The following is a 4,771-nucleotide window of genomic DNA, read 5'->3' as shown; positions in this document are numbered from 1 at the left end:
GTACCGCAAACGGATCGCTTGCCTTGCCTGCCCCGGTATTGGATCGTGCGGTGGGATTTTCACCTACAACACGATGCAAACCTTTATCGGCGTTGTGGGAATGCAGCCATTGCATATGGTGGCACCGCCTTCGGACGACCCGCGCCGCATGGAAGAGTTTCCGTCCCAGTTGGTAGACTACCTTGCCAAGTTGATTGAAAACGGCACGCGACCCCGCGACATCGTCGGACGCGACTCACTGCGTAACGCGTTGACCGTTGCGATGGCGATCGGCGGCTCGACCAACGTGGTTCTGCACGCGCCCGAGATTGCTCGCGCCGCGGGTTATGAAAATTTCTGGAAAGACATCGTCACGCCAGAAGAGTTCAATGAATGGTCGCAGAAAATCGTTCCGGTCCTGACAGACGCACGACCCTATGGCCGCTATTCGATGGTGGACATCGACAGGGTCGGCGGTGTGCAGGTGATCGTCAAGGAACTCATCGACGCCGGTATGGTCAATGGCGGCGCACCAACCTGCACTGGCGAAACTCTGGCGGAACAGGTCGAACGTCTGGGCGCTGCCGCACCGGACGGTACGGTGATCTATCCCGTGTCAGCACCCTTCAAAGAAACGGGCGGCCTGCGTCTGCTGGGTGGGAATCTGTCACCTGAATTCAGCGCCATTCTGAAGCTTGCAGGTGTCGAGCGCGGGCTTGAGGGCAACGTGTTCCGTGGTAAGGCGAGGGTCTTCGAAGGCGAAGCCCGCCTGCTTGAGATGCTCGACACCAACCCGATGGGATTTGAAGACAATGATATGATCATTGTTCGATACGAAGGCCCTTCGGGTGCACCGGGTATGCCCGAGATGCTGGACGCAACGGCTCGGATCACGACCCTGTGCCGCGAGCGTGGGATCACAGTTGCCCTGATGACCGATGCGCGTTTTTCGGGCGGATCGGTCGGGCTGGTCATCGGTCATGTAGGGCCAGAGGCCGCGTTGGGTGGCCCGATTGCTCTGGTAGAAGACGGAGACGAGATCATTGCCGATCTGAACGTGAACGAGCTGAACGCGCCGGTTTTGGACGACCCAAATGTTGTTGCTGAACGCAAGGCGCGCTGGGAAGCCGAGGTGGCCGGAAACGGCGGCGTACATCCAAATTGCGGGACAGCGGATACCCGCCTTTTGCACCGGATGCGGTCATCCGCTGTACCTGCTGTGCGCGGTGGCGGTATGCACCCGGGTCGTGAGCTGTGGGTCAACACGCCTCGTGAGCCTCAGCTATCCGGGTTTTTGCCGACAAACCGATGGAGGTCCTAAAACCTCGGGCGATGCGATGGTTGGCCCTTCAAGGGCGTTGGCGCACCCGTTGAAGGATAAGGTCCAATGAACTTGTGAGCTGTTTGCGGCGGCATCCATCGCTCCGCCACAGCCACTTGGACTGGCAGCGCGAGGTCTGGCCCGCTATTGAGCCGCGCAAACCTCACTGTCCTAGGTAAAAGCGACGAAGGTCAATTGTTGGCAGGTTTCAACAGACCGCTTCCGACGGACCGGGTCTCGGGCGGTGGGGCAACAAGCTGCGGTGGAATCGCGGAACATAGGACAACATCCAAATCAGTCTGCGGCACCTCGCCCAGCAACTCGATAAGGTAGGTGCCGTCCAACTGATGAGGCACGTGCCAAAGATACCGCATCTCAAGCAGGTGCGGGGCCATACGCCAAAATGGTCGGGCCAAATACAAGGGCCACCACTGCATTGGCTTCACACCAATTGACCGTCCTGTGACCCGCGACAGTGAGTGCGCAATCTGTGATCCGGTCAAGGTGTAACCTTCGAATGGGACATCGCAAAACCGGGGTAGCTCGTGGCGCTTTTCGGCCAACAGCACAGCGGCACGGGCCAGATCGGGCAGATAGGCCCATGCATGCGGGATGTCCGGATTGCCGGGATAGGTCAACCGCCCTTTGGCAAGATTTTTGATCATGACCTGATCGAACCAGTTGCCCGAGGCACATGTGTCGATGAAATCCCCGGCACGCAGAATAATGGTGCGCGCGGTCGAGCGGCGATAGGCTTCCTCCATCTCTATTCTGACCCGACCCAACGGGTTGCGCGCCCCGTGCGGCGTACCGCCGAACCAGGGACCCGGTGCATCGGGTCCAAAGACATAGACATTTCCCGGCACCAAAACGGTGGCCCCGGTCTCCTCCGCCACCTTAATCACTTGTTGGTGCAGGCTCGGCACCAGGCGTGCCCAATCGGGGTAGGGTGGGTTCCAGCCATTGACGATAACGTCCACTCCGTGCGCCGCTTGTTCCAGCGTATCGCGCGTGCGGTCAAAGCTGCGCACGGTCCACCCGGCATTGCGAAACGCCAGCGCGGCATTGCGACCAAATCGGCCGGTGGCCCCCAGAATAAGTACGGATTGCGGCATGGTTCCCTCCTGTTGGGGCAGAGATTACCCTAAGAAAAGCAATAGGGAATTGCCCCAAATTGCAGATCATGTATTCATTTTTGAATGGACAAAGCCCTTACACATGCCGACTGGTCCCTGATCCAAAGCTTTCTGGCGGTGGCCGAAACCGGATCCCTTTCTGCCGCAGCCCGACAGCTAGACCGCAGCCAGCCCACATTGGGACGGCAGATTCAGACGCTGGAAGCCGAGCTGGAAGTTTCCCTTTTCGAACGGCATGCAAGAGGGCTGAAGCTGAGCGATGTGGGTCATCAATTGCTGCCCATGGCGCAACAGATGCACGCGGCCATGAACGCTTTCAGCATGACGGCAGCCGGTCAGTCGCAGCAATTGGACGGAACAGTGCGCATTACCGCGTCGGTCTTTGCATCGAACCACATCTTGCCGCCGATTCTGGCCCATATCCGCCAGAAGGAACCAGCGATTCAGTTGGAACTGGTTGCCACGGACGCCACCGAAAACCTGCTGTTCCGAGAAGCCGATATTGCCGTGCGCATGTACCGCCCCGAGCAGATGGACATTCTGACCCGACATCTGGGCGAGATCTCGTTATGTTTTTGCGCCGCTAAAAGCTATTTGGATCGCGCAGGTCGCCCGACCTCGCCAGAAGAAGTGTTCCAGCATGATCTGGTGGGTTTTGACACGGATGACCGCATCATTGCTTCGATGCAGGAAAGGGGCTGGAACGTTGGGCGCGATGCCTTTGCCACCCGATGCGACCACCAGACCGTTTATTGGGAACTGATCCGGGCAGGCTGCGGACTGGGCTTCAGCCAGGTTCAGGTGGCCGAGGCCGATCCACTGGTCGAAATTCTGGATATTGGCGTCGAGATCAAGAAAATGCCGGTCTGGCTGGCTGCGCCGCAAGCCATGCGCCAGACCCCGCGCATACGCAGGGTCTGGGATCTATTGGCTGAGGGGCTCAAAGCCAGTCTTTGAAGGTCAAAGCGGCCCAGTATAGGTTCCGCGCGCAGGGTAATTGTTGCCCAGTGTGAACTTCAGACCACCCGCGATATCCGCCATAGAGGGGCGCCCAAAGGGTGTGGATTGCTGCCACGCGTAATACAGCGTCTGATCCGGTGCGATGTAGAAATGACCGGGCTCTGCAAAAAGGTCCGGCTCGGCGCTGCCCTCGCGCTTGGTCGAGATGTTCAGCCCCCAATCCTCGCGCGCGGCGGCCAAAGGCAGGCTGTGACCAACGCGCAAGCGTGACGCCCTGGCTTTCTCGGCTGTTTCGGCGGCGCGCTCGGCGGTATCAGTGGTGATCATAATCACCTCAACGCCCAGCGCAGCGAAGTCGTCCAGCGCTGCTTCGACCTCGGTCATCTGCTTGACGCAGATCGGGCAATGCAGCCCGCGATATTGAATCACCAGCGTCCCGTTTTCGCCCTTGTCTGCCTCAAGATCGAAGCTGCCGTGCGCCACGGTTTCAATTTTCAGCGCAGGAACCGGATTTCCAGGTGTCAGCATGTGTTTTCCTCGTGTTTTGACGGGTTCGTCTCATTGACCCGATGCACCGCAGACGCTAGGGCCTGTGCAACAAAACGCAAGGAGACCCTTCATGTCCAACCCCTCGCTCCTTATCCTGCCCGGAGACGGAATTGGCCCCGAAGTTATGGCCGAAGTGCGCAGAATCATCGATTGGTTCGGCACCAATCGCGGTCTTCAATTTGACGTGAGCGAGGATCTGGTGGGCGGTGCCGCCTATGACGCCCACGGCAAGCCGCTGTCCGATGAGACAATGGCCAAAGCGCAAGAGGTGGACGCGGTTCTGCTGGGTGCTGTTGGCGGCCCGAAATACGACGATCTGGATTTCAGCCTCAAGCCTGAGCGCGGGTTGCTGCGCTTGCGTAAGGAAATGGACCTGTATTCGAACCTGCGCCCGGCCCAGTGCTTTGACGCGCTGGCCGATTTCTCGTCACTGAAGAAAGACATCGTTGCCGGTCTCGATATCATGATCGTGCGCGAACTGACCTCAGGCGTCTATTTCGGCGAGCCGCGCGGCATCTTCGAAGAAGGCAATGAACGCGTCGGTATCAACACCCAGCGTTACACCGAATCCGAGATTGAACGCGCCGCACGCTCGGCTTTTGAACTGGCCATGCGCCGGAACAAAAAGCTGTGCTCGATGGAAAAAGCCAACGTCATGGAATCGGGCATCCTGTGGCGTGAAGTCGTAAATCGTGTTGCTGCCGACTACCCCGAGGTTGAGCTGAGCCATATGTACGCCGACAACGGCGCCATGCAGCTGGTGCGCGCACCCAAGCAGTTTGACGTGATCCTGACCGACAACCTGTTTGGCGACATTCTGTCCGAC

Annotated in this window: 5 protein-coding genes; 3 read left to right on the top strand and 2 right to left on the bottom strand. The window is 58.9% G+C overall.

Going from position 1 to position 4,771, the window contains the following annotated elements:
• On the top strand, positions 1-1,300 hold a 1,300-nt coding region (locus AC2FNU_RS24070; protein WP_496793837.1), incomplete at its 5' end, for a dihydroxy-acid dehydratase domain-containing protein.
• 191 nt (positions 1,301-1,491) lie between these two features.
• On the opposite strand, the gene AC2FNU_RS24065 is transcribed toward AC2FNU_RS24070, so the two are convergent.
• Complete coding sequence (locus tag AC2FNU_RS24065) at positions 1,492-2,415, bottom strand: Rossmann-fold NAD(P)-binding domain-containing protein (RefSeq protein ID WP_496793833.1); 924 nt, start codon at positions 2,413-2,415, stop codon at positions 1,492-1,494.
• Between the two features lie 84 nt (positions 2,416-2,499).
• On the opposite strand from AC2FNU_RS24065, the gene AC2FNU_RS24060 reads away from it, so the two are divergent.
• Positions 2,500-3,393: a LysR family transcriptional regulator gene (locus tag AC2FNU_RS24060; protein ID WP_496793829.1), complete on the top strand. Its 894-nt coding sequence runs from the start codon at positions 2,500-2,502 to the stop codon at positions 3,391-3,393.
• Between the two features lie 3 nt (positions 3,394-3,396).
• Here AC2FNU_RS24060 and AC2FNU_RS24055 read toward each other — a convergent pair whose 3' ends face one another.
• The gene (locus tag AC2FNU_RS24055) at positions 3,397-3,924 is read right to left on the bottom strand and encodes a redoxin domain-containing protein (protein ID WP_496793825.1); all 528 of its coding nucleotides are present in this window, start codon (positions 3,922-3,924) and stop codon (positions 3,397-3,399) included.
• Positions 3,925-4,015: 91 nt separating this feature from the next.
• Here AC2FNU_RS24055 and leuB point away from each other — a divergent pair.
• A partial coding sequence (gene leuB, locus AC2FNU_RS24050; RefSeq protein WP_496793823.1) for a 3-isopropylmalate dehydrogenase occupies positions 4,016-4,771 on the top strand: 756 nt, incomplete at its 3' end.

The organism is Ruegeria sp. BHSB064 (assembly GCF_059613205.1).
Note: the sequence above shows the minus strand (reverse complement) of the source record. Positions and strands in the feature narration are given on the sequence as shown.